The sequence below is a fragment of the Albibacillus kandeliae genome (assembly GCF_003116585.1).
Lineage (GTDB): Bacteria > Pseudomonadota > Alphaproteobacteria > Rhodobacterales > Rhodobacteraceae > Albibacillus > Albibacillus kandeliae.
In genome coordinates, this window is record NZ_QEHM01000006.1 from 207934 (window position 1) to 230612 (window position 22679).

Annotated in this window: 20 protein-coding genes and 2 tRNA genes; 3 read left to right on the plus strand and 19 right to left on the minus strand. The window is 66.7% G+C overall.

What is annotated here, in order from left to right:
- Window positions 1–16: 16 nt before the first annotated feature.
- From DDT93_RS14340 to DDT93_RS14370, 7 genes are all read right to left on the minus strand, one after another.
- Window positions 17–1801 carry a peptidoglycan D,D-transpeptidase FtsI family protein gene (locus DDT93_RS14340; protein ID WP_109466536.1) on the minus strand — a complete coding sequence of 595 codons (1785 nt, stop codon included), beginning with the start codon at window positions 1799–1801 and terminating at the stop codon, window positions 17–19.
- Window positions 1798–2148 (minus strand): cell division protein FtsL, encoded by a 351-nt coding sequence (gene ftsL, locus DDT93_RS14345; protein ID WP_109466537.1) that lies wholly within the window; start codon window positions 2146–2148, stop codon window positions 1798–1800. The genes DDT93_RS14340 and ftsL overlap by 4 nt, the downstream gene beginning before the upstream one ends.
- Window positions 2145–3140: a 16S rRNA (cytosine(1402)-N(4))-methyltransferase RsmH gene (rsmH, locus tag DDT93_RS14350; protein WP_109466538.1), complete on the minus strand. Its 996-nt coding sequence runs from the start codon at window positions 3138–3140 to the stop codon at window positions 2145–2147. The genes ftsL and rsmH overlap by 4 nt, the downstream gene beginning before the upstream one ends.
- Window positions 3141–3144: 4 nt before the next feature.
- Complete coding sequence (gene mraZ, locus DDT93_RS14355) at window positions 3145–3609, minus strand: division/cell wall cluster transcriptional repressor MraZ (protein WP_408607940.1); 465 nt, start codon at window positions 3607–3609, stop codon at window positions 3145–3147.
- Window positions 3610–5397: 1788 nt separating this feature from the next.
- Entirely contained in the window at window positions 5398–5943 is a 546-nt protein-coding gene (locus DDT93_RS14360) for a DUF4166 domain-containing protein (protein WP_157960180.1), read from the minus strand.
- Window positions 5940–6347 (minus strand): thiol-disulfide oxidoreductase DCC family protein, encoded by a 408-nt coding sequence (locus tag DDT93_RS14365; RefSeq protein WP_109466541.1) that lies wholly within the window; start codon window positions 6345–6347, stop codon window positions 5940–5942. The genes DDT93_RS14360 and DDT93_RS14365 overlap by 4 nt, the downstream gene beginning before the upstream one ends.
- Window positions 6344–8779: an ATP-dependent helicase gene (locus DDT93_RS14370; protein WP_109466542.1), complete on the minus strand. Its 2436-nt coding sequence runs from the start codon at window positions 8777–8779 to the stop codon at window positions 6344–6346. The genes DDT93_RS14365 and DDT93_RS14370 overlap by 4 nt, the downstream gene beginning before the upstream one ends.
- A gap of 122 nt (window positions 8780–8901) precedes the next feature.
- Here DDT93_RS14370 and DDT93_RS14375 point away from each other — a divergent pair, with 122 nt between their 5' ends.
- Entirely contained in the window at window positions 8902–10092 is a 1191-nt protein-coding gene (locus DDT93_RS14375) for an alpha-hydroxy acid oxidase (RefSeq protein ID WP_109466543.1), read from the plus strand.
- On the opposite strand, the gene DDT93_RS14380 is transcribed toward DDT93_RS14375, so the two are convergent.
- From DDT93_RS14380 to DDT93_RS14420, 9 genes are all read right to left on the minus strand, one after another.
- On the minus strand, window positions 10067–11326 hold the full coding sequence (locus DDT93_RS14380; RefSeq protein WP_109466544.1) for a BatD family protein: 1260 nt from the start codon (window positions 11324–11326) through the stop codon (window positions 10067–10069). The genes DDT93_RS14375 and DDT93_RS14380 overlap by 26 nt on opposite strands.
- Complete coding sequence (locus DDT93_RS14385; protein WP_109466545.1) at window positions 11326–12894, minus strand: VWA domain-containing protein; 1569 nt, start codon at window positions 12892–12894, stop codon at window positions 11326–11328. The genes DDT93_RS14380 and DDT93_RS14385 overlap by 1 nt, the downstream gene beginning before the upstream one ends.
- Entirely contained in the window at window positions 12891–13901 is a 1011-nt protein-coding gene (locus DDT93_RS14390) for a VWA domain-containing protein (protein WP_109466546.1), read from the minus strand. The genes DDT93_RS14385 and DDT93_RS14390 overlap by 4 nt, the downstream gene beginning before the upstream one ends.
- Window positions 13898–14386 carry a DUF4381 domain-containing protein gene (locus DDT93_RS14395; RefSeq protein WP_109466547.1) on the minus strand — a complete coding sequence of 163 codons (489 nt, stop codon included), beginning with the start codon at window positions 14384–14386 and terminating at the stop codon, window positions 13898–13900. The genes DDT93_RS14390 and DDT93_RS14395 overlap by 4 nt, the downstream gene beginning before the upstream one ends.
- Window positions 14383–15360, minus strand: coding sequence for a DUF58 domain-containing protein (locus DDT93_RS14400; RefSeq protein WP_109466548.1), 978 nt, complete (start codon window positions 15358–15360; stop codon window positions 14383–14385). The genes DDT93_RS14395 and DDT93_RS14400 overlap by 4 nt, the downstream gene beginning before the upstream one ends.
- Before the next feature lie 11 nt (window positions 15361–15371).
- Window positions 15372–16367 carry an AAA family ATPase gene (locus tag DDT93_RS14405; protein ID WP_109466549.1) on the minus strand — a complete coding sequence of 332 codons (996 nt, stop codon included), beginning with the start codon at window positions 16365–16367 and terminating at the stop codon, window positions 15372–15374.
- Between the two features lie 26 nt (window positions 16368–16393).
- Window positions 16394–17371, minus strand: a complete 978-nt coding sequence (locus DDT93_RS14410; protein ID WP_109466550.1) for an HAD family hydrolase — start codon at window positions 17369–17371, stop codon at window positions 16394–16396.
- 67 nt (window positions 17372–17438) lie between these two features.
- Window positions 17439–19019 carry an arylsulfatase gene (locus DDT93_RS14415; RefSeq protein ID WP_198654854.1) on the minus strand — a complete coding sequence of 527 codons (1581 nt, stop codon included), beginning with the start codon at window positions 19017–19019 and terminating at the stop codon, window positions 17439–17441.
- Window positions 19020–19106: 87 nt separating this feature from the next.
- Window positions 19107–19412 (minus strand): hypothetical protein, encoded by a 306-nt coding sequence (locus tag DDT93_RS14420; protein WP_109466552.1) that lies wholly within the window; start codon window positions 19410–19412, stop codon window positions 19107–19109.
- 138 nt (window positions 19413–19550) lie between these two features.
- Between DDT93_RS14420 and DDT93_RS14425 the strand changes: the two genes are divergently transcribed.
- Entirely contained in the window at window positions 19551–21254 is a 1704-nt protein-coding gene (locus DDT93_RS14425) for a hypothetical protein (protein ID WP_109466553.1), read from the plus strand.
- A gap of 347 nt (window positions 21255–21601) precedes the next feature.
- Here the strand turns inward: DDT93_RS14425 and DDT93_RS14430 are convergent.
- Window positions 21602–21676 (minus strand) — tRNA-Gly (locus DDT93_RS14430).
- A gap of 38 nt (window positions 21677–21714) precedes the next feature.
- Window positions 21715–21789 (minus strand) — tRNA-Gly (locus DDT93_RS14435).
- Between the two features lie 54 nt (window positions 21790–21843).
- Between DDT93_RS14435 and DDT93_RS14440 the strand changes: the two genes are divergently transcribed.
- Entirely contained in the window at window positions 21844–22083 is a 240-nt protein-coding gene (locus tag DDT93_RS14440; protein ID WP_109466554.1) for a hypothetical protein, read from the plus strand.
- Window positions 22084–22107: 24 nt separating this feature from the next.
- Here the strand turns inward: DDT93_RS14440 and DDT93_RS14445 are convergent, their stop codons facing one another.
- On the minus strand, window positions 22108–22638 hold the full coding sequence (locus DDT93_RS14445) for a DUF1697 domain-containing protein (protein WP_109466555.1): 531 nt from the start codon (window positions 22636–22638) through the stop codon (window positions 22108–22110).
- Between the last annotated feature and the right edge of the window lie 41 nt (window positions 22639–22679).

Sequence of the window (22679 nt, forward strand, 5' to 3'; positions counted from 1 at the left end):
CCCTGCCCGGTTCGTTTCAGTTCGAGGCAAGGGTTACACTAGGCTGCACCCGGGGTTCAATCTCCGGTCTGAGGCCGAGCAGCGGGGCGACGCGCGCGATCATCTCGGCGGCCACCGGCACGGCGGTCCAGCCGGCGGTGCGGCGCGGTTCGCTGCCCGAGTTCTCGGAGGGTTCGTCGAGCGTGACGATCAGGACGTATTTCGGATCGTTGGCCGGGAACATGCTGGCGAAGGTCGCGATGACCTTGTCCTCGTAGTAACCGCCGCGCGGCTTGGGCTTGTCGGCGGTCCCGGTCTTGCCCGCCACCGCGTAGCCCGGCACCTCGGCAAGGCTGGCGGTGCCCTCGGTCACCACGCGCCGCAGCATGATCCGCGAATCCCGCGATGCCTGCTCGGACATGACCTGCGGCCCGTGCTGGACGCCTTCCTTCTTGAGGATCGTCGGGCTGACGTAGTGCCCGCCGTTGGCGACGGTCGCATAGGCCGCCGCAAGGTGCAGCGGGCTGGCCGAGAGGCCGTGACCATAGGAGATGGTCATGGTCGAGAGTTCAGACCAATTCTTGGGCAGGAGCGGCTGGGCCCCAGCGGATTCGACGACCTCGAAGGGGGTCGGCTCGAAGAAGCCGAGCGAGGCGAGGAACTGCTTCTGCCGTTCCGCGCCGATCTGCTGGGCCAGCCGGGCGGTGCCGATGTTCGACGACTTCTCGATGATCTTGGTAACCGACAACTCGTTGCCGTAGTTGTGGAAATCCGAGATCCGGAACTTGCCCCAGCGGATCGGGCCGCGGGTGTCGATGATGGTTTCGGGCGTGACCAGCCCGAGGTTCATGGCCTGCGCCACGGCAAAGATCTTGAAGGTCGAGCCGAGTTCGTAGAGGCCCTGAACCGCGCGGTTGAAGAGCGGGCTCACGGAGGGATCGAAGCCCGAGGTCGGCGGCGCCGGACGGTCGTTCGGATCGAAGTTCGGCAGGCTGACCATCGAGATCACCTCGCCCGTGTGCACGTCCATCAGGATCGAGGCCGCGCCGCGCGCGTTCATGATCTTCATGCCGCCCGCCAAAACCCGCTCGGCCGCGGCCTGCACGGTGAGATCCAGCGAGAGTTCAAGCGGTTGGCCGGCATTGGCCGGGTCGCGCAGGTAACCGTCGAACTGCTTTTCCACCCCGGCCACGCCGATCACCTCGGCGGCGTTCACGCCTTCCTTGCCGAAGGAGGCACCGCCGAGCACATGGGCGGCCAGCGTGCCGTTGGGATAGAGGCGCATTTCGCGCGGCCCGAACAGCAGGCCGGGATCGCCGATATCGTGCACCGCCTGCTTCTGCTCGGGGCTGATGCGCTTCTTGATCCAGACGAACTTGCGCTTGCCGGTGAAGTCGCGGATCAGCCGCTCTTCGTCCAGATCGGGGAAGATCGCCTTGAGCCCCTTGGCCGAGGCGACGGGGTCGACCATCTGGGGCGGCTGGGCATAGAGCGAGTGGGTCTCGAAATTGGTGGCGAGGATACGACCGTGGCGGTCGACGATGTCACCGCGCTGCGCGGCGATGGGCGTGCCGATGGCGTTGGCCTCGGGCTCCTCGGCCTCGGAGACAGAAACCACGCCCATGCGGGCACCGATGGCGGAGAAGGCACAGAAGAAGACCAGCCCAAGCACGAGAAGACGGCCCTCGGCGCGGGCGCGGGACTTGTCCTGCATCTCCTCGTGGCGGCGGCGAAGGTTCTCGCGTTCGATCGCGTCCGGGTTCTCGCCCCTGTCGCGGGCAGAGAGAATGCGGGCCAGTGGCCTCAGCGGCGTGCGGATCATGGATCGGATTCCTCAGACATGCTGGAGATGTCGACCGGGTTGGTGATCGGGAGCAGCGGCTCGGCCGGGTAGGACACCTCGTCCACGCGGCCGAACTGGTCGGGGCGCAGCGGCAGGAGGCCCAGCCGGTCGAAGTTGATCTCGGCCAGTTCCATCAGCCGCTCGGGGCGGTTGAGATAGGCCCACTCGGCGCGGAGCACGGCCAGTTTGGCCTGAGCGTCGCCGATCTGGCGCTGCAGGGTCTTGGTTTCCCTGAGTGCCTGCTGGGTCGCGTAGTTCTCGCGGTAGGCCCAGAAGGCGAGACCGAACACGGCAAGTGCGGTCAGGACGTAGATGAAGCCTCTCACGAGCGCGCCTCCCTGAGCTGCGGCATGCCGATGTCTGCGGGTTCGATCCGGCCCGCGGGCGCATCCGTGCGGCGGGCGACCCGCAGCTTGGCCGAGCGCGACCGTGGGTTGGCGGCCAGTTCCTCGTCGTCGGGGCCGATGGCCTTGCGCGAGGTCAGCGTGAAGCGGGGCGCGTCCTGTTCGACCTCGGGCGCGTAGCGGTTGGCGCGCCCGGTCTGACCGGCGCGGGCGGTGAGGAAGCGCTTGACCATGCGGTCCTCGACCGAATGGAAGGTGACCACGGCCAGCTGCCCGCCGGGCTTCAGCGCGCGTTCGGCGGCCATGAGCCCCTCGTAAAGTTCGCCGTACTCGTTGTTGACCGCGATGCGCAGCGCCTGGAACGAGCGCGTCGCCGGATGCGACTGGCCCGGCTTGGCGCGCGGCAGGCAGGATTCGACGATCTCGGCAAGGCGCAGGGTCGTGGTGATCGGCTCCTGCTCGCGCGATTTCACGATGGCGCGGGCGATGCGGCGGCTGGCGCGCTCTTCGCCGTAGTGGAACAGGATGTCTGCGATCTGCGCCTCGGTCGCTGTGTTCACGATGTCGGCGGCGCTTTCGCCGTCCTGCGACATGCGCATGTCGAGGGGGCCGTCCTTCATGAAGGAAAAGCCGCGTTCGGCAAGATCAAGCTGCATGGAGGATACCCCGAGGTCGAGCACGATGCCGTCGAGGTCGGAGGCGTACTCGTCCAGATCGGAGAATACGCCGGGCTGCATTACCAGGCGCTCGCCAAACTGCGACGCCCATGCGCCGGCAAGTTCGAACGCCAGCGGGTCGCGGTCGACCGCGATGACACGGTCCGCGCCTGCGTCGAGGAGACCGCGGGTGTAGCCTCCAGCACCAAAGGTGCCATCGAGCCACGTGCCCGCAACCGGCGCGACCTGCGCCAGCAAAGGACGTAGGAGGACAGGGATATGAGGATCAGAAGGATCATGTGCATCACCGTTGGACATGCTGTCACGTCTCGCGTCCGGCATTGGCCGGAACGCCATCGAGGAACATCAGCGGGTCGAAATCTTCCGGCAGCGCGTCGAGCCACTCTTCCGTCTTGGAGAGTTCCTCGTTGTCGTAGGTGGTCGGGTTCCAGATCTGGAAGGTGTCCCCTGCCCCGGTAAAGAGAGCTTCGCCGTCGAGGTCGATCTTGCTGCGCAGTTTCGCAGGAAGGACCAGGCGGCCGGTTTCGTCCACGGTCAGGGTCTGGCTCTGGGTATCATAGAGGCGCTGGAGCATCTTGCGCTCCTGCGAACCGCGCGGAAGGGCGTCGATCTTTTCGTTGACCTCGTCGATCGCGGTGATGGTGTAGCATTCGAGGTAGCTGCGGCGGTGATCGCCGTAGACCACGACAAGCTCGGGGTTCTGACCGGATTCCCAGTTCGGATCACCGGCTTCGAGCACACGCCGAAACGAGGCCGGGATGGACACCCTGCCTTTCGCATCAACCTTATGCGTACTCTCGCCTCTGAACCTGTTCCGGCTCACCTAAACCTGTCCTCGTCCGCGCCCCCGCGAAAATGCCGTTCCCCAGATGAGAAACGGCGAGTTGATCTGCTGCCACTGATCAACCCGCCGCCCTCTTCCCGCTTAGCGGGGTGTCCAGCTGCGCGCGCCACCTGGGGGGATGTCTGCTCGCCCGCGCGCCGGATCTCTTTGTTTCGATGAAGCCGAAGTGCCTGTATGAAACCTGCTTATTTTTGGTCGGGGTCGTTTTGGTGCCCCTTAGCTGTCTCGCCCTCATTCGATGTAAAAGGGATGACATGGGAATTCATGGAAATCAACGGAAATCTGCACCGTCTTTCCGCATCACTTTGTAGAGACGCAGCAGGAAACATGCAATTTTCTGCCATCGGGCGGGTGAATTTTGGCTCAAGTTGCGATTGGAGCTTGATCTGACACCATATATAGAACCACAGGGCTAGCGCGCTCAATTCCCGCGAAATCCCAAAAAATCTGCCCACAGCGCCAGGATCACGCGATCTCCCGGGCAATCACGGCGCCTTGAGGGTCGGATCGAGGGTGATTCGCGGGCCGGTTTCCCACGTTACGGGCGGTGTGCCGGGGCCACCCCATGATTTCCCACGGCGTGTTCCATGATTTCCCACGGCGGCTCCTACGGCGTCCCACCCCATCCCTGGTCGGGGCAGATTGGCTGTCCCATGACATCCCATTTCGAGCGCGATCCGAGTGGCCGCCCGATTCAGTCGACAGGGCAAGGGAGCAGAGACGGTCGGGAGACCAGTATAAGTAGTAGAGAAGGCAGCTGCGCCCTCCCCGGCCACGATTCGATGAGAAGAGGTTCCACGCCCGTCATGGCCCGGGCTGAAATATGCCGCTCGGAACAGCGCGAAAAATCCGTTCAAGTAGCCGAAAAAACGCATAAAAAGCAGGCAAATCCGGAGTCGATAGTCAAATAAATCAATGGATTACGGGACATCATCTCGTTCGCATGCAAATCGTCGTGTCGATCCATGCGATTGCTGCATAGCAGCATTGAAATTCTATCTATTGTGCAACTGCAGCATTCGCGTAAATTGGGGTCATCAGGTTGAGGCGACAACCAGCGCCAAGGCCAACGGAATACGAAGGGGTCGCAAGGCTCCTGCCACTCGGAACCGGCCAGCAGGCCCCGTCGACGACGCAGTCGGCCGCGAACGGAACCGGAAGGCGAAGGACTAAAGAGATCAGGTGCTCCTCTCCTCCTCCCTGGAGCATCTGTGCTTAGCGGCGGCGTCACTCTCCTCCCCGACGCCGCCGCACCTAATACCCTCCGGCCCAGATGGTCGGATACGAGATACACCGAAGGCTGCTCCTCCCTTTGCCGACGGTGTTGTTCAGAGAACGATGGCGCCTCTCCTCCTCCCTGGCGCTTTCGCTTTCGCAAAACCGGGTGCGCATCACCTCCTCCCGATGCGCACCCGTTGAAATTCCGGCCTTCGTGGCCACATGAGATACATCGCGGCTCCTCCTCCCTTTGCCGTGGTGTTGTAAAGAGAACGGTGGCGCCTCTCCTCCTCCCTGGCGCCGCCGTTCCTCTCAAAACCGGGTGCTGCATCACCTCCTCCCGATGCACACCCGCCGAATTCAGGCCTCGCGGCCAAACGAGATACATCGCGGCTCCTCCTCCCTATGCCGTGGTGTTGCAAAGAGAACGGTGGCACCTCTCCTCCTCCCTGGTGCCACCGTTTTCGCTTTTCTGGGGGTTCCGATCAGAGATCAGCGCAGCGGTTCGAGCCAACCGCGATAGCGCACCAGCAGCCCGCCGACCGGCAGGGTCAGCTTCACGTCGAACCATGCTTTCCCGTCCCGGTCGGATTCGGTCACCTCGCTGCGGGGCAGGAGTGCGCGCGGCAGGGGAAGGCCGAGAAGGCGTATCGACGAAATCGGCCAGCCCAGCCCCTGCCCGGTCAGGGCAAGCGGCACGGTGGCGCGTACCGGGCCCATACGTTCCCATATCAGCCCCGATCCGGGCGGGCCCGCGAGGCCAAGGCGCGATTGCAGCGAGAAGGTGCCGAACTGGCGCTGCCATGTCTCGCCCTCGCCGTCGCTGGTCATGGTCACGGTGACCGCCATGCCGCTTGCCGCGGGTGGCAGGCCGAACAGGCGGCCCGCGGTCCGCGCGATCAGGGAGGTGCCGCGCTCGACATCCGCGAGCCCGCGCCATACGCGGACGCCGGTGACGTCGTGCAGTGCGCGCAGGTTCGGAGGCAGCGCGGCGAAGGTCTCGGACCCGAGCGCCCGTTCGAACAGCGGAGAGGTCACGATTCGATCAGCCGCCCGCGCAGTTCGGCCGAGGGCAGATGGCAGCTGCGCCGCCCGAACACATAGCGGTTGCGCGCGATGCGGTCGTAGAGCCAGTCGGAGGGCGGATTCGGGATCGCCCCCAGCACCGAGAGCGCCTTCCACGGCCAGCCGATCGCCTTCATCGCCGCCGCGAAGGCGGGCATCTTGGTGTAGGCGCGGCCGTCCACGATGATGATGTTGGTTTCCATCAGTTCGGGGTCGAGCCCGTGGCGATGGTAGAGCGCCTGTCCGAGAGCGCTCTGCGCTATGACGAAGCGGAAGCGGCCGCGCCTGTCGTGCCGGGACATGAAGCGCGCGAAGCCGGAGCAGAAGATGCAATCGCCGTCAAAGACGATCAGGTCCCCCTCCGGCAGCGCGGTCAAAACGGGATATCCTCGCTGGAGGTGACGAACCGGCTGACGATCTTCTTGGTCCCCGCCTTTTCGAAGTCGATTTCGAGCTTGTCGCCCTCGATGCCGATCACCGCGCCATAGCCGAACTTCTGGTGGAATACCCGCTCGCCCACAGTGAAGCTGCTGACGGCGGTGGCGTCGATCACCGTGTTGCGCGCCTCGCTCGGTTGCGCCATGCCGCGCTGGCCCGAGCGCTGTTGCAGGCGCTTCCAGCCGGGCGAGTTGTAGCCGTCGGCCTGAGCGACCTTTTCCTCGATGCTGGAGCGCCCGCCCCCGGAAAAGCCGGGGCTCGCCGCACCGTAGCCACCGCCGTAGAGGCCCGGAGGGGTCAGCACCTCGACATGGGCCTCGGGCAGTTCGTCGATGAAGCGGGAGGGCAGCGCCGACTGCCATTGGCCAAAGACGCGGCGGTTGGCGGCGAAGGAGATGGTGCAGACCTCCTCGGCGCGGGTGATGCCCACGTAGGCAAGGCGGCGCTCTTCCTCCAGCCCCTTGAGACCGGATTCGTCCATGCTCCGCTGCGAGGGGAACAACCCGTCCTCCCACCCCGGCAGGAACACTGCGGGGAATTCGAGCCCCTTGGCGGCGTGCAGGGTCATGATGCTGACCTTCTGCTCGGAATCGGACTGTTCGTTGTCCATGATCAAGGCAACGTGCTCGAGGAACCCCTGGAGGTTCTCGAAGCTTTCCAGTGCCTTGACCAGTTCCTTTAGGTTCTCCAGCCGACCCGGCGCCTCGGGCGTCTTGTCGTTCTGCCACATGGCCGTGTAGCCGGATTCGTCGAGGATGATCTCGGCCAGCTCCGTGTGCGGCACCTCCGGCGGGCCGTATTCGACGCGCTCGGGTGCCTGATCGTCGATCACCGCGTCGTCATCGCCGACCACGCGGCGCAGCGGGCCGCGCGTCATGTCGTGCCAGCGTGCGATGCTGTCGACGAGGTGGCGCAGCTCGCCCGCGCCCTTGCCGGTGATCTCGCCGTCCTGCAGCAGCAGGCGCGCGCCGTCGAGGAGGCCGACGCCATTCTCGCGGGCCTTCATCTGTATCTTCTGCTGGGCCTTGTCGCCGAGGCCGCGCTTGGGCGTGTTCACGATCCTCTCGAAGGCGAGGTCGTCGTCGGGGCTGGTGACCACCCGGAAGTAGGCCATCGCATCGCGAATCTCGAGGCGCTCGTAGAAGCGCGGGCCGCCGATGACGCGGTAGGGCAGACCGATGGTCAGGAACCGGTCCTCGAAGGCGCGCATCTGGTGCGAGGCGCGGACGAGAATCGCCATGTCGTCAAGGCTGTAGGGGCGCTGGCCCCGGGTGCCACGCTGCATCGACTCGATTTCCTCGCCGATCCAGCGCGCCTCTTCCTCGCCGTCCCAATGGCCGATCAGGCGGACCTTTTCGCCCTCGTCGGCCTCGGTCCAGAGTTCCTTGCCGAGACGGCCCTGGTTGCCGCGGATGACGTTCGAGGCGGCGGCGAGGATATGCGGGGTCGAGCGATAGTTCTGTTCCAGCCGGACCACGTGGGCGCCGGGGAAGTCCTTTTCGAAGCGCAGGATGTTGCCGACCTCGGCCCCGCGCCAGCCATAGATCGACTGGTCGTCGTCACCGACACAGCAGATGTTCCGGTGGGCGCTCGCCAGCAGGCGCAGCCAGAGGTACTGGGCGACGTTGGTATCCTGATACTCGTCCACGAGGATGTACCTGAACCAGCGCTGGTACTGGTCGAGCACGTCGGGATGGGTCTGGAAGATCGTGACCATGTGCAGCAGCAGATCACCGAAATCGACCGCGTTCAGCTCGCGCAGGCGGGTCTGGTACTGGTCGTAAATCTCGGTGCCACGGTGGTTGTAATGGCCCGCGTCCGCCGTCGGGACCTTGTCGGGCGTCAGCGCGCGGTTCTTCCAGCCGTCGATGATGTTGGCGATCATGCGCGCCGGCCAGCGCTTGTCGTCGATGTTGGCGGCCGAGATCAGCTGTTTCAGCAGGCGGACCTGATCGTCGGTGTCGAGGATGGTGAAGTTCGACTTGAGCCCTACCAGTTCGGCGTGGCGGCGCAGCAGCTTGACGCAGATGGCGTGGAAGGTGCCGAGCCACGGCATCCCCTCGATGCTCTGCCCCAGCATCTTGCCGACGCGATCCTTCATCTCGCGCGCGGCCTTGTTGGTGAAGGTCACCGCCAGAATCTCGTTCGGGCGGGCGCGCCCGGTGTTCAGAAGGTGGACGATGCGTGCGGTCAGCGCCCGGGTCTTGCCCGTGCCCGCCCCCGCCAGCATCAGCACCGGGCCGTCCAGCGTTTCCACCGCCTCGCGCTGTGCGGGGTTCAGCCCGTCGAGGTAAGGGGCGGGACGCGCGGCCATCGCGCGCGCGGAGAGGGAGGCTGCCTCAAAAGCGTCCATGTCGTCGAAACTGCTCATGTGCCCAACCTACAGTGTTCTTGTGCGGCCTTAAAGGTACGTTCGCATTTCGTTCCGGTAATTTCCAGTGCTTCCGTCCTGCCCCTCGCGCCTACTGGACAATTGCGGGGCCCTGGGCACAAATGCGCCGCATGGACCTGCACAGCACCTATCCCGGCCTCGACGACCTGCGCGCCCGCGCGCAGCGCCGTATCCCCAAGTTCGTCTGGGAGTATCTCGACAGCGCCACGGGGACCGAGGCGACCAAGTCGCGCAACCGAGCGGCGCTGGACCGGATCGGTTTCATGCCCTCGATCCTGCACGGCGCGCAGCAGCCGGATCTGTCCCGGTCGCTGCTGGGCCACAGCTTTCCCCTGCCCTTCGGCGTCGCGCCGGTCGGGATGTCGGGGCTGATCTGGCCGGGGGCGGAGGCGCGGCTGGCGCGGGCGGCGGCCGAAGCGGGCCTGCCCTATTGCCTGAGCACCGTTGCCAGCCAGGGGCCGGAGGACATGGCCCCGCATATCGGCGAGAACGCGTGGTTCCAGCTGTATCCGCCGCGTGACCCCGAGATAAGGGCCGACATGCTGCGCCGCGCCCGGGATTCCGGGTTCAAGGCGCTGGTGCTGACCGTCGACGTGCCCGTCGCGTCGCGGCGCGAGCGGCAGACGCGTTCGGGCATGACCCAGCCGCCGAGGCTGACGCCGCGCCTGCTGGCGCAGATCGCGCTGCGCCCGGCATGGGCGCTCGGGACCGCCCGGAGGATGGCGCAGGACGGGCAGCTGCGGATGCGGGCGCTGGACAAGTACATCGAGGGTGACATGGGCAGCCTGCCCCCCACGGCGCATATCGGCTACATCCTGCGGACCTCGCCCGACATGGACTACCTGAAATGGCTGCGCGACCACTGGGACGGGCCGCTGATGGTCAAGGGCGTGATGCGTCCGGGCGACTGCGCGGCGCTGGAGACCGCAGGGGTCGACGCCATCTGGATCTCGAACCACGCGGGGCGGCAATTTGACGGAGCGCCCGGCAGCATCGAGATGCTGCCCGCGATCCGTGCGGCGACGCGGCTGCCGCTGATCTTTGACAGCGGTATCGAGGGTGGGCTCGACATCCTGCGTGCAATCGCGCTTGGCGCGGATTTCGTGATGCTGGGGCGGGCGTTCCACTTTGCCCTCGCCGCGCTTGGCGACAAAGGGCCGGCGCATCTGATCGAGATGCTGAAGCTCGACATGATCGCCAACATGGGCCAGCTCGGGGCGCAGCGGTTCAACGAGTTGCCGGAGCCGGTGATGCTCTCGCCCGGCGTCAGCCCCTCAGACCTGCGGGATTGAGCGGCGGCAGGACCGGGCGCAGGGTTTCCCCGGTTACCAGTTTACGCTCGGCGCGCAGCGCGGTGTCGAGCGCCTGCCAGGGGTCCGGACCCGCAGCACCGCTGCCGTAGCGCGCGGCGCCGATTCCGATCAGCGCGGCCTGCACTTCGGGCGCGCGGCGCGGATCGTGGCCGTGGCATCGCTCGGCCCAGAGATCCAGCGCCGGGCGCAGCGCGGCTTCGTCCCGTTGCGACACGGCGGAGGCCAGCGCGGACCACGCATGGCCCTCGGAGGCAAGGACCCGGGCGCGATGGCGGGCGCAGCGCTCTCGCCAGATCGGGATCATCCGGCGCAGGCCTACCGCCAGCACCAGCAGGACCAACAGTGACGCGGCGGAGACCAAGGCAATCATCCGCCAGTCGCGCGGTTCGCCTGAGGCAACCGGCGGGCCATCGACGTGAAAGACGACCTCCTCGACCGTTGCGGTTTTGACCGCGCGCTCCTCGATATCGTACCAGTCGAGCGAGACGCCCGGCGCGGTGCCGTCCCCGCCCCCCTCTGCCACGTAGGTCACGCTCTCGGTCCGGGTTCCGCTGGTCACCCCGCGATCCTCGGACTCGCTGAGCCGGGGCTCGTCGGGATAGGCGGCGAGGCCCGGCAGGTCTGCCTGGGGCAGCAGCGTCGGCAGGAACATGGGCGAGACGCCGGTCACCTTGGCGACGATGCGGCGGACCACGCTGTCGCCCGCTGCCATCGCATCGGGCGTGCCCTCGAGCTCTTGCGTGAGGGTCAGGTCCGAGGCGGCGATGAAGGGGTCGAGCCCTTCCGCCCCCTCCGGGACGGTCCCGGTGAAGGTGAGCGCCTCGGTCGTCAAGGTTGCCCGCGTGTCCTCGCCGGAGTCGGGATCGCGGTAGGTGACGGTGATCTCCTGCGGAGGCAGGCTGAAGGTGCCGGGCAACATGGGCGCGATGTCATAGCGCCGGGTGATGCCGGACCACGTGTCCGAGCCGACGCGCTGGGAGGTCGGGTTGGTGGCCCGTCCGGGCAGGCGCACCAGCAGGTTCGGGGCCTCGTAGCTGGGCCAGATCGGCGGCTTGGGCATGAAGGTCGGGACGAGAACGGTCAGCCGCAGGGTCAGCGGCTGGCCCGGCAGCGTCTCGGTCTCGGGGAAATCGACGATGAGTTGCGGTGCGGTGTCCTGTGCGGCTGCCGGAGCCGCGAGGATCAGAAGGAGGAGCAGGGCAAACCGGCGCATCACTGGTCGCCTCCCGTGCTGTCGCCGGGTGTATCCTGCGCCGCCGCCGGGGCCTCGCTCTGCTGTGTCGCCTCCAGCGCGAAGCGCATGCGCAGGAAGTCCTCGGTGCGGGTGTCGACCGTGTTCATCCATTGCTCGGTGGTCAGCAGGCCCGCCCCCTCGCCCTGTTGCGGGGCGCGCTCGGTGTCCTGGCCCTGCCCACTTTCGTTGTCGTAGACCTCCTCGTCGGCCCCGATGCCCCCGTCCTCTCCGGTGTCGGACCCGAGGCGCGCCTCTTCGACGTAGGTGACGATGCGCCGGGCGGTTTCGAGGTTTTCGGCGGCGCCCGGATACTGCGGGTCGCGCTGCAGCGCGGTCTCGAAGGCGCGGACGCCGTCGCGGTAGTTGCGCCCCTTGATCTGCGCCATGCCCTGAATGAAGGCGGCCTGCGCGGTCTCGACCCGGTCCAGCACCTCGACCGCCGCCTCGTACTGGCCATCGCGGTAGAGCGCATAACCGCGCCAGAGCGGATCGTAGAACAACTCGCCCGCGCGTTCGAACTGCTTGCGCTGATAGGCGATACGGCCCTGCTGGTCGGGGGTCAGGAACCAGTCGGCCAGCCCGTCGGCTCGCGCGCCTTGCGGCGGCATCAGCAGAGCGAGCGCGGCGATGACGGCCCAGCGCATGGTCCAGCCCTGCCGGAACCAGAGCAGCAAGAGCAAGGCGGCGGGCCATGCCAGCCAATGCGCCCTGTCCTCCCACGGCTGTTCGACATCGTCGAGCTGGGCGCGGCGGTAGGCCGAGTTCAGCAGGCCGTCGATCCGCCGCACGTCGGCATTGTCGGGGGTCACGGCGATGACCGGGGCGGAGAGCGCGTCGAGGCCCCGGTCCCGATTGCCTTCGGGCCGCATCGAGAGCACCGCGACCGGCGCGGCGCTGCCGTCGAGCGCGGCGGCATCGACGGGATCGAGGCTGTCGGTGACAAAGAGGATGCCGCCGGGCGCGTTCTCGCTCTCCAGCAGGGCCTGCGCCAGCGCCAGAGCGTCCCCGGCGACCAGCCCCTTGACCGGCATCACCTCGGGCGAGAGCCCTTCGAGGTAGGGCACCATCACCTGCGGATCCTCGGTCATCGGGAGCACGACGTGGGCCGTACCGGCGTAGGCGACCAGCGCGGTCCGGGCCCCGGCGCGCAGGTCGAGCAGGTCGCGGATCTTCTGCTTGCCGCGTTCCAGCCGCGTGGGCGGAACGTCCTTGTCCTCCATGTCCGGCGTAATCGCGAGAATCACGACGACGGGGGCGGACTGGGCCGCGAAGGGATCGGGCTGGCGCGACCATGTGGGACCGGCGGCGCCGAGCGCGGAGAGGATGAGCAAAGCCGCCACGCTGTCCACCGGCAGGATGCGGTGACGGCGCGAGCGCCGGACGGTCAGCGCCTCGCGCAGGTGGGGCGCGATGCCCTCGGCCAGCATCGGGCGTTGCCGCCCCGACCGGCGCACCATCCACCAGAGCAGCAGGACCAGCGGGATCAGCAGCAGGAGCGCCGGGCGAATGAAGTGAAAGGCCTCTGCGAAGAGGGCGAGGTCGTTCATGGCGTGACCTCCCGCGCCCGCCCGGCCCGTGCGAGACGCCGCGCGGAGCGGAGTTGCAGGATGACCAGTGACAGAAGGCCGAGCACCGCCGCGAGGCCCATCGGGATCCACGAGAGCGATTGGCGGGGGCGGAACGACAGGGTCTCGGTCTCGCGCGGGGCGAGCTCGTCGATCCGCGCGTAGACCTTGGTGAGCGCGTCCTCGTCGGAGGCAAAGAAGTACTGGCCGCCGGTGCGTTCGGCGATGGCCTGCAGCGCGGCGACATCGACCCGATCCTCGCCGGTAGCGTCGGGGTCGCCGACCCCGATGGAGTAGATCTCGACACCCCGGTCCGCCGCGATCTCGGCGGCGTTGACCGGGCTCATGCGGCTGGCGGTGTCGGAACCATCGGACAGCAGGATCAGCAGCCGCTGGTCAATATCGCTGGCCTCGAAGGTGCGGATCGAGAGGCCGATGGCGTCGCCCAGCGCGGTGTGGGGCCCCGCCATGCCGACCTCGGTCCGGTCGAGCAGTTGCAGGATGGTGTCGAGGTCCTCGGTCAGGGGGGCCTGCAGGTAGGCGGCGGTGCCGAAGACGATGAGCGCCATGCGGTCGCCCTCGCGCCCCTTCACGAAGGTGGCGACCACGTCGCGGACACCGGCGAGGCGCTGTTTCGGGGCTCCGTCCGGCGTGGCGAAGTCGCGGGCGTCCATCGAGCCGGAGATGTCGATGGCCAGCACCACGTCGCGCGCCGCCTTGTCGATGGTGATCGGGGCGCCCACCCGCTCGGGCCGGGCCAGCGCCAGCACGATCAGCGCCCAGCACAGGCAGCCGGTGACGAGAGAGACCACGGGGCGCGAGAGGATCACTGCACCGGCCCGGGGTTCGGCCCCGGCGGCCTCGGCCACCCGGCGGAAGAAGGGAAAGCGCAGGGCGTCCTCCTGCTCGCGATGGGGCGGCAGCAGGTAGCGCACCAGCAGCGGCAGGGGTAGCAGCGCGAGGAGCCAGGGCGCGGCGAGCGAGATCATCGGGCGCCCTCCGCCCGATGGGTCCGAAGCCAGCGCTCGGCGGCCGTTCGCAGCTCGGCCGAGGGGGCGGCGCCGTCTTCGCGATAGACCGCACGGCGCAGTTCGTTGCCCAGCGCCTCGGTGAACTGCGCCGCTGACGAGCCGTTCAGGAAGGCGACCCAGGATGGCCCCGAGAGCGCGGCGACCTCGGTCCGGGGATAGGCCACGAGGGCGGCCCGGCGCAGGATCGCGGCGAGCCCGGCGGTGGTGCCGGTGGCCGAGAGCTCGTCAAGCGCGGCGCGGCGGTAGGCGTTGCGCCTGCGATGGAGCAGCCAGCGCCAGACGCCCCAGGCCAGCAGCAGCGCCAGAAGTGCGGCGAGCACCGCCCAGCCCCAGGTCTGCGGCATCATCGAAACGGGCGCGGGTTCGGGCGGTTCGACCAGCAGGTTGATCAGCCCGATCAGGCTGTCCGGTGCTTCGCCGGTGGGGGTGGCCGCGTCGCTCATCGCGGGCCGAGCCCCAGCAGGCGCCGCATCTGTGGCAGGGTCTCCTCGCCCGCCGAGAGCGGCAGGACCGGCACGCCGAACCGGCGCTGCCAGTCGAGTATTTCGCCGATGCGACCGCCCGCCATCTCGGCCAGCCCGCGTCGGGCCGCCGGGGCGCCGGTGTCGATCTCGGCCTGCAGCTCCCCATCGGTGACGATCAGGCGCAGCCCCTTGGGCAGGTCCCCCGCGCTGGGGTCGGAGACCGGGACGAGGATCAGGTCGTTGTGCCGTGCCAGACCCGAGACCACACGCTCGGTCTCGCCATCGATGCCGTCGAAGTCGCTCAGCACCACGATCAGGTGATTGCGCCGCGCGATCCGGGCCACCGCGCGCAGGACTTCGGTCAGCCCGATGGGGTCGACATTGGGGGCCTCGGCGTGGAGAAGCCCGTTGGCCTCGGCCAGCGCGGTGAGAAAGCGGTTGAGCGCCGCCCTGCTTCGCTGCGGTCGTATCTCGGCCAGAACCTCGTCCCCGAAGACGATGCCGCCGACACGGTCGCCCTGTTCGAGGATCCGGAAGGCGGCCATCGCGGCGGCCTCGGCGGCGGTGACGGATTTCATGCTGCGTTCGGTGCCGAAGAACATCGACATACGCTGGTCCACCACCAGTAGCGCCGGGCGGTCGCGTTCCTCGGTCATCACCCGGACGTGGGGTTTGCCGGTGCGGGCGGTGACTTTCCAGTCGATGGCACGGATGTCGTCACCCGGCAGGTAATCGCGCAGTTCCTCGAAGTTCAGCCCCCGCCCGCGCAGGCGCGAGGCGTGGCGCCCGTTCAGCACCGATTGCGCCGGCTGACGCGGCAGGAAGCTGAGCCCGCGCGCCGGGCCTTCGAGACTGCGCAGGTGGGCGAGGTCGACATGGATGCGGGGATCGCCCGTCACCTGCGGCGCCTTGGGCAGGGTCCCGGTTCGGATGCGGGCGGCTCGGTCCTTCATCGTCTCCCCCCTCAGGGCAGCGCCACCTGCCGCACGATCTCGGCGACCACGGCGTCGGGCGTGACGCCCTCGCCCTGCGCCTCGTAGGTCAGGCCGAGGCGATGGCGCATGACGTCGGCGACCACGGCGCGGATATCCTCCGGGTCCACGTAGTCGCGGCCCTCGAGCCAGGCCCGGGTGCGCCCGCATTTGTCGAGCGCGAGAGAGGCGCGCGGGCTGGCGCCCACCTCGATCCAGCGTTTGAGGTCGTCGCCGAATTCGGACGGGATGCGCGTCGCGTTCACGAGGTCGGCCATGTAGCGCTCCATCTCGGGTGCGACGTGCAGGGCGGCAATCGCGCGGCGGGCGGCAAAGACGGCCTCCTGCGGGACCGGTGCGGGGGGCTCGACGTGCGCGGCATCCGCCGGGGCCTGCGCGGCGATTTCCTCGCCCCGCACCAGACGGATCACCTCGACCTCGTCCTCGACCGGCGGATAGGTGATGTTCACGTGCATAAGGAAACGGTCCATCTGCGCCTCGGGCAGCGGGTAGGTGCCTTCCTGTTCGATGGGGTTCTGGGTCGCCATCACCATGAACAGCGGCTCCATCTTGTGGGTGGTCCCGGCGACCGTGACCTGCCGCTCTTCCATCGCCTCCAGCAGGGCCGCCTGCACCTTGGCCGGGGCGCGGTTGATCTCGTCCGCGAGCACGAGGTTGGCAAAGATCGGCCCGGCCTCGAACCGGAATTCGCCACCGCCCTCGCCCTGGTAATAGACCTCGGTGCCGGTGACGTCGGAGGGCAGCAGGTCGGGGGTGAACTGGATGCGGCTGAAATCGCATTCGAGGTTCTTCGCCAGCGCCTTGATGGCACGGGTCTTGGCGAGGCCCGGCAGGCCCTCGACCAGCAGGTTGCCGTTGGCCAGCAGGCCGATCAGCAGCCGTTCGATCACTTCGCGCTGGCCGATGATTGCCGCGCCCATGCGCTCGCGCAGGGCGTCGATCTGCGCGCGGGTCGCCTCTTCTGTCATTGTCTTACGTCCTTGATCTTTCGCGCCTACGGCTTGCCCGAGAACACCCGGTTCCAGTCCTCGGCCATGTCGACGATGAGCCAGCCGCGGTCGCCTGCTTCGTCGAGGCCGCGTGCCAGCGTCCCGATGTGGCTGTCGCGGTCGTAGGCGTATTCGCGTTCTGCGTCGGTATGGTGGACCAGCATCCCGAAACGGGGGCCCTCGCCTGCCGTGGTGTATTCGAGCATCTGGAAATCGCCGTCCGAGTTTCCGGCGGCGAAGATCGGGCGCTGGCCGATGTGGCGCATGATGCCGACCGGCTTGCCTTCCTTGTCGTCGACAAAGGTGAGACCGCCGTTCTTGGTGATGGTCGGCGTGCCGCTCTCGGCGGAATAGGTGGTTTCGCCCTCGGTTCCGACGACCTGCCAGGGCGGAATGCCATAGGCGTCGTCGGCAAAGGAGCGGATGAAGTCGATGCCGCCGCCGGAGACGATATAGGTCGAGAAGCCTTCCTCGCGCAGGTAGCTCAGAAGCTCCAGCATCGGCTGGTAGGTCATCTGCGTGTAGGTCAGGCCGCTGGTGGGATGGGGCGTCGTGGTGAGCCACTCGGAGGACTGGGCCTCGAAATCTTCGGGGGTGATGCCACCGTGGCTGATGTTGATGATCTCGAGCAGGCCCTCTTCGCCCTTGGCCATGATCCCGGCCATGTCTCCGGCCGCCCCGGCCTTGAGCACGTCGGAGGTGAGGATAGAGGGATCGGCGTCGGACTTCTGCTTGAGGATGTCGAGTGCGTAGAGCAGTTGGAAGTAGACCGGCTGTTCGGCCCAGAGGGTGCCGTCGTTGTCGAACACGGCGATCCGGTCTTCCGGGGTCACGTAGGTCTCGGCCCCCGGGGTGGTCACGCCGTCGACGAAGGCAATGATCGCGGCCTTGGCCTCGGTGTCGTTCCACGACGGAAGCGGATCGGCCAGCAGGGCCATGGGCAGGACGGCGACAGCCGCTGCGAGGGAACCTGTGAAACGCATCGGAGTACTCTCCTAACAGAGTGATGGGTCCGGCGGCTCGCACCGCCGGACCCGAGTTACTCTTTGATCAGTTGCCGCCGCCGAGGTTCGCCAGCGAGCGGTTCAGGTCTTCCTGAACCTGGTCGATCGAGAAGCTGTCCGGCCGCTGCGACGGCGGGAACTCCTTGAAGGTTTCAAAGAACTTCGCGATTGCCATCGAGGCGGGGGCCACGAGGTAGGCGTGATCGCTCAACCAGTCCCAGTAGGTGTTCGAGGTGATGTCGGCCCGCTCGTAAGGGTCGGCGCGCAGGTCGAACATTTTTGGCACGCGCAGTTCCGTGAACGGTTCTGCCCAGACGGCCATGGTGCCCTTCATGCGCTGTTCCTTGAACACGACCTTCCAGTTCTCGTAGCGCAGACCGACGATTTCACCGTCGTCGTTGAGATAGAAGAACTCGTCACGCGCACCTTCTTCGGTCTTGCCGGTGAGGTAGTCGAGCTGGTTATAGCCATCGAGGTGGTTCTTGTACTCCTTGCCGTCGATGGTGGTGCCAGCCAGCAGGCGTTCCTTGATGTCGGTGTCACCGACGGCCGCCATCAGGGTCGGGAACCAGTCGAGACCCGAGAAGATATCGGTGTAGACCGTGCCGGGCTCGATGACGCCGGGCCAGCGGATCAGCGCAGGCACGCGGTAGGCCCCTTCCCAGTTGGTGTTCTTCTCGGAGCGGAACGGCGTGGTGCCGGCATCCGGCCAGGTGTTCTGGTGCGGGCCGTTGTCAGTGGTGTAGATCACGATGGTATTGTCGGCGACGCCCAGTTCGTCGAGCGCATCCAGCACGGTCCCGACGACTCCGTCATTCTCGACCATGCCGTCGGCATACTCGGTCGGTGCGGTCAGGCCCGGTGCGCTGCGGTTCTCTTCGCGGACGTGGGTTTTGTAGTGCATCCGCGTGGTGTTGTACCAGGTGAAGAAGGGCGTGCCCGATTCCACCGCGCGCTTCATGAAGTCGATGGCCCCGGCAGCGGTCTCTTCGTCCACCGTTTCCATGCGCTTGCGGGTCAGCGGGCCGGTGTCCTCGATCTGACCATCGGCATAGGAATGCAGCACGCCGCGCGGCCCAAAACGCTCGCGGAAGGCCGGATCCGTCGGGTAGTTGAACTGTTCGGGCTCTTCCTCGGCGTTGAGGTGATAGAGGTTGCCGAAGAACTCGTCGAAGCCGTGCGCTGTCGGCAGGAACTCGTCACGGTCACCCATGTGGTTCTTGCCGAACTGGCCGGTGGCGTAGCCGAGGTCCTTGAGCGCCGAGGCGAGCGTCGCGTCCTTGGCCTGCAGGCCGGCGTTGGCGCCCGGCAGGCCGACCTTCGACAGGCCGGTGCGCAGCGTCGACTGCCCGGTCAGGAAGGTCGAGCGGCCGGCGGTGCAGCTCTGCTCGGCATAGTAGTCGGTGAATTTGGCACCCTCGTTGGCGATCCGGTCGATGTTGGGCGTGGTGTACCCCATGAGGCCGAAACTGTAGGTCGACAGGTTCGTCTGACCAATATCATCGCCGAAAATCACGAGGATGTTCGGCTTTGCGGCGCCATCGCCTCCAGCCGTCTGAGCGGCAGCCTGGCCGCCCACGAGGACAGTGCTGCACATGGCCAATACGGCCAAGAATTCCGTTTTCATCGGAAACTCCTCAAGTTAATGACATTTCTGAATCGAAATGCATGAAAATTTGCGCCGGGCGGACCGGTGCGACGTTCCGGCGGAACGTCATTCAGAGGAAGGCCGGAGCCGGGCAATCGCATGGGTGATCTCTTCTTCGAGTTCGGAGGCGATCCGCGCGTACTCCCGGCTCCTGGCGAGACCGAGTTCTCCTTTCGCTTTCCAGTGTTGTTCGGCTTCCAGGGCGTCACAGAAATCCTCGCAGATCGCCGCGAACTTCTCGTCCACTGCTACGAGGCGGCGCAGTGTGAATTCGTCCAAAGCGAAGTGCGTTTTCAGGAAGCTATGCATCACCCCGTCGACCTCCTGTGGAAAAGCTTCCACAAACAGAGGTTGTGCGGTAAGTTCGAACATGTTCGTACGTGGTGACTCTTTTTACCAACCTTTTGGAACATTGTATTTTTTTGGTGCACTATGACTCTTACGAAGCCGCCCCTTCGCGAAGCGTCGCCACCTGACCTCGAATTTTCGAGCGGGTTGATTCGAACCGAATTGAGGCGTCTGCTGGACGATGCGGATTTCCCCGCCAGCGAAATTCGGCGCAAGCTGTTGGCCCATGTGGTCGAGGAAACGATTTCGGGACGCGGCGAGAAACTGAAAGGCGTCGTCCTGGCGCAGGACGTGTTCGACCGGGACGCCGATTTCAACCAGCAGACCGACCCGGTGGTGCGGATCGAGGCCCGCCGCCTGCGGCGTGACCTCGACAGCTACTACGCCCACCATGCCGACCGCTGCGTGATCCGGTTCAGCATCCCGAAGGGCGCCTATGTGGTTGCCTTCGAGCGTCAGGCCGCGCCGGGCTTTGTTCCCGACACACACCCTCTGGTTGATCCATCCGATGGGGCAACCAAGCGCGGGTCGCGCCTGAGCCTGCCGGTGATCGGCCTCCTGGGCGTGATCCTCGTGCTGGTCGCCGCGGTGGTCGCCGCCTTTTTCTACGGCAAGCGCTTTCCGCAGGCCGCGCCGGCGGAGCTGGCGCCGAAGATCGCCGTGGCGGATGTGCGTAACCTGAGCGGCGCGGACGACCTGACCTATTTCGCCGACGGGCTGACCCACCAGATCATCGACCGGCTGATGCGCTATGACAGCTTCTCGATCACCGCCCTGCCCGACGCGGAGACGGTTCTGACGGCCGAGACGCTCGCGGCGCTGCGAGCCGAGCACGGCATCACCCATGTCGCCAGCGGGTCGCTGATGCCGGGCGGCGGCGATGCGGACCTGCGGTTCCTGGTGCAGCTTTATCGCACCGACGGGCAGATCGTCTGGAGCGGCACCTACGGCGGCGAGATGACCGCGCGCAGCATGCAGCACCTGCAGGAAAGCATCGCGACGCAGGTCGCCGGTGTGCTGGCGCAGACCTATGGCGTGGTGGCGCTGGACGAACACAACCGGGTGCAGCCGGACACCGCTGCCGAAGAACAGACCTTCGGCTGCCTGCTGCGTGCGCATTACTATCGCCGGAACTTTGCCAGGGCGCTGCGGGCGCCGGTGCTCGACTGCCTGCGCGCCGCTACGGTCAGCGAGCCGGACAACTCGGACGCCTGGGCGATGCTGGGCTGGGTCCTGCGCGACGCGGCCATGTTCGAGCCCCATGACGAGACCGAGCGGCGTGCCCTGATGGAGCAGGCCCTTGCCTCGACCGACCGGGCGCTGGAACTGGGCCAGAACAGCCAACTGGCCCTGCAGGCGCATTCGGCGAACCTGTACTACACCGACCACTTCGCCGAGGCGGAGGCCCTGATCCGGCGCGCCCATGACCTGAACCCGCAGGACCCCGAGGTGCTGCACCAGCTGGGTTGGAGGCTGGCCGCGCGCGGTCATCTGAGCGAGGGGGTGGGCTATGTGCGCGAGGCGATCTCGCGCTCGATCGACGCCCCCAGCCGCTACTACAACTTTCTGGCGATCGAGGCCCTGATCGATGGGCGCGACGACGACCTGAGGGGCCCGGCCGAGTTGAGCTCCAACGGTGGCTCCGCCGTGGGTGACATCCTGCTTGCCATCGCGCAGCACAGGGCGGGCGCCGACCCCGCCCAGGTCGAGGCGACGTTCCGGCGGGCGGAGCGCCGCATTCCCGGGATCGTCGCGGACCCCGTCGGTTACCTGGCGGGCCATCGGGTCGTTCCGGAGATCATCAATCCGATCGTTGCCGCAATGAAGGATGCCGGGTGGTCGCCGGACCTGGCAAAGGCACAGTAATTCGGTGGGTCTAATTCATTCGGATTAGATTTCGAGCGAACCGGCCCTGCTACAGCAGAAATCTAATTCGTTGGAGCAGTATCGTTTCGCCATTCGCAGGGATTGCAGAACCCTCAATGCGCGCGATGCATCGAGATGGAATGGGCAATTGCGTTTCGGGAAACGAATGAGACGTCTGTTGCTGGTTGCTCTCGTGGTCAACAGATTGCGATGAACAACCCAAGGTTGCGGCCAGCCCCCTGCCCGTTGCAGGGGCCGCCCGAAACGACCGGCAGAACAGACCGGCCAGACAACACGGCGCGCCCATGCGCTGCCGCGTCAACCGATCCGGAAGAGTGAGAAGTGTTTGGAGCGGGCGATGAGATTCGAACTCACGACCCTAACCTTGGCAAGGTTATGCTCTACCCCTGAGCTACGCCCGCGTCCTGTTTACGACGGCAGTGCCGTCGAAGGGTCCATCTGGAGCGGGCGAGGCGATTCGAACGCCCGACCCTAACCTTGGCAAGGTTATGCTCTACCCCTGAGCTACGCCCGCAACCGATGGTGAGGGGCGATGTAGAGGCTACGGCGACGGTCTGCAAGAGGAAATTTGCGCCTCGCCGCGGAAAACCGCACGCGCCCCCGCGTCGGGGAAATCACGGGGACCGGGGAAGGCAAAGGCGGCAACTGGCCGGGCCCGCGCGCGGGGCGACGGATTTTTCCCGGCGGCGCGTTGCAGATGCTATACTGGCAAGGACCACAAGAGGAGACAGGGTCGATGAAAGGTTTCGAAACGGTGAAGATCGCCGTGCTCGGGGCGCTGATCTTCATCGCGATGCTTCTGCGATAGAGTCAGCCCGCGCGGCACCCAACGTCATTCAGCAAGCATCTCAGCCAGCGACCTGACCGTTCGCAGGTTGCGCGCCGTGGCGTCGCAGCCCAGCAGGTTCGGCAGTTGCGCCGCCAGCTTGGAGCGCCCGATTCCCGAGGGCGCGTGCAGGTAGGCCACCTCCCCCGCGATCACGAGTTCCTCGTCCGCCGCCTGAATCGCGGCGATCCTGTCGGTGTTCGGATTCGCCGGGGCGAACAGGAAGAAGAGATGGACGTGGCGGTCGTCCTCGGGCGTCCAGGGACAGCCTGAGAGCGCCTCCAGCAGCACCTGCCCCGGCAGGACCAGCACCCGCACGTCCAGCCCGGTGTCCTGCGCTATGGCAGCGTGCAGAGCTTCGGAGAGCGCCTTGGGCTGCCCTTGGGACCGGAACAGCAGGTTGCCCGAGGCCAGGTAGGTCCGGACGTCCTGCCAGCCGAGCGATCCGGCGATCGACGTCAGCACCTTCATCGGCAGGCGGTTGGCCCCGCCCACGTTGATGCCGCGCAACAGTGCGACGCTGGTCCCGACGGTCACTTCCCAGACCTCCCGACAGGTTGCCGGGCCACCAGGGGCGG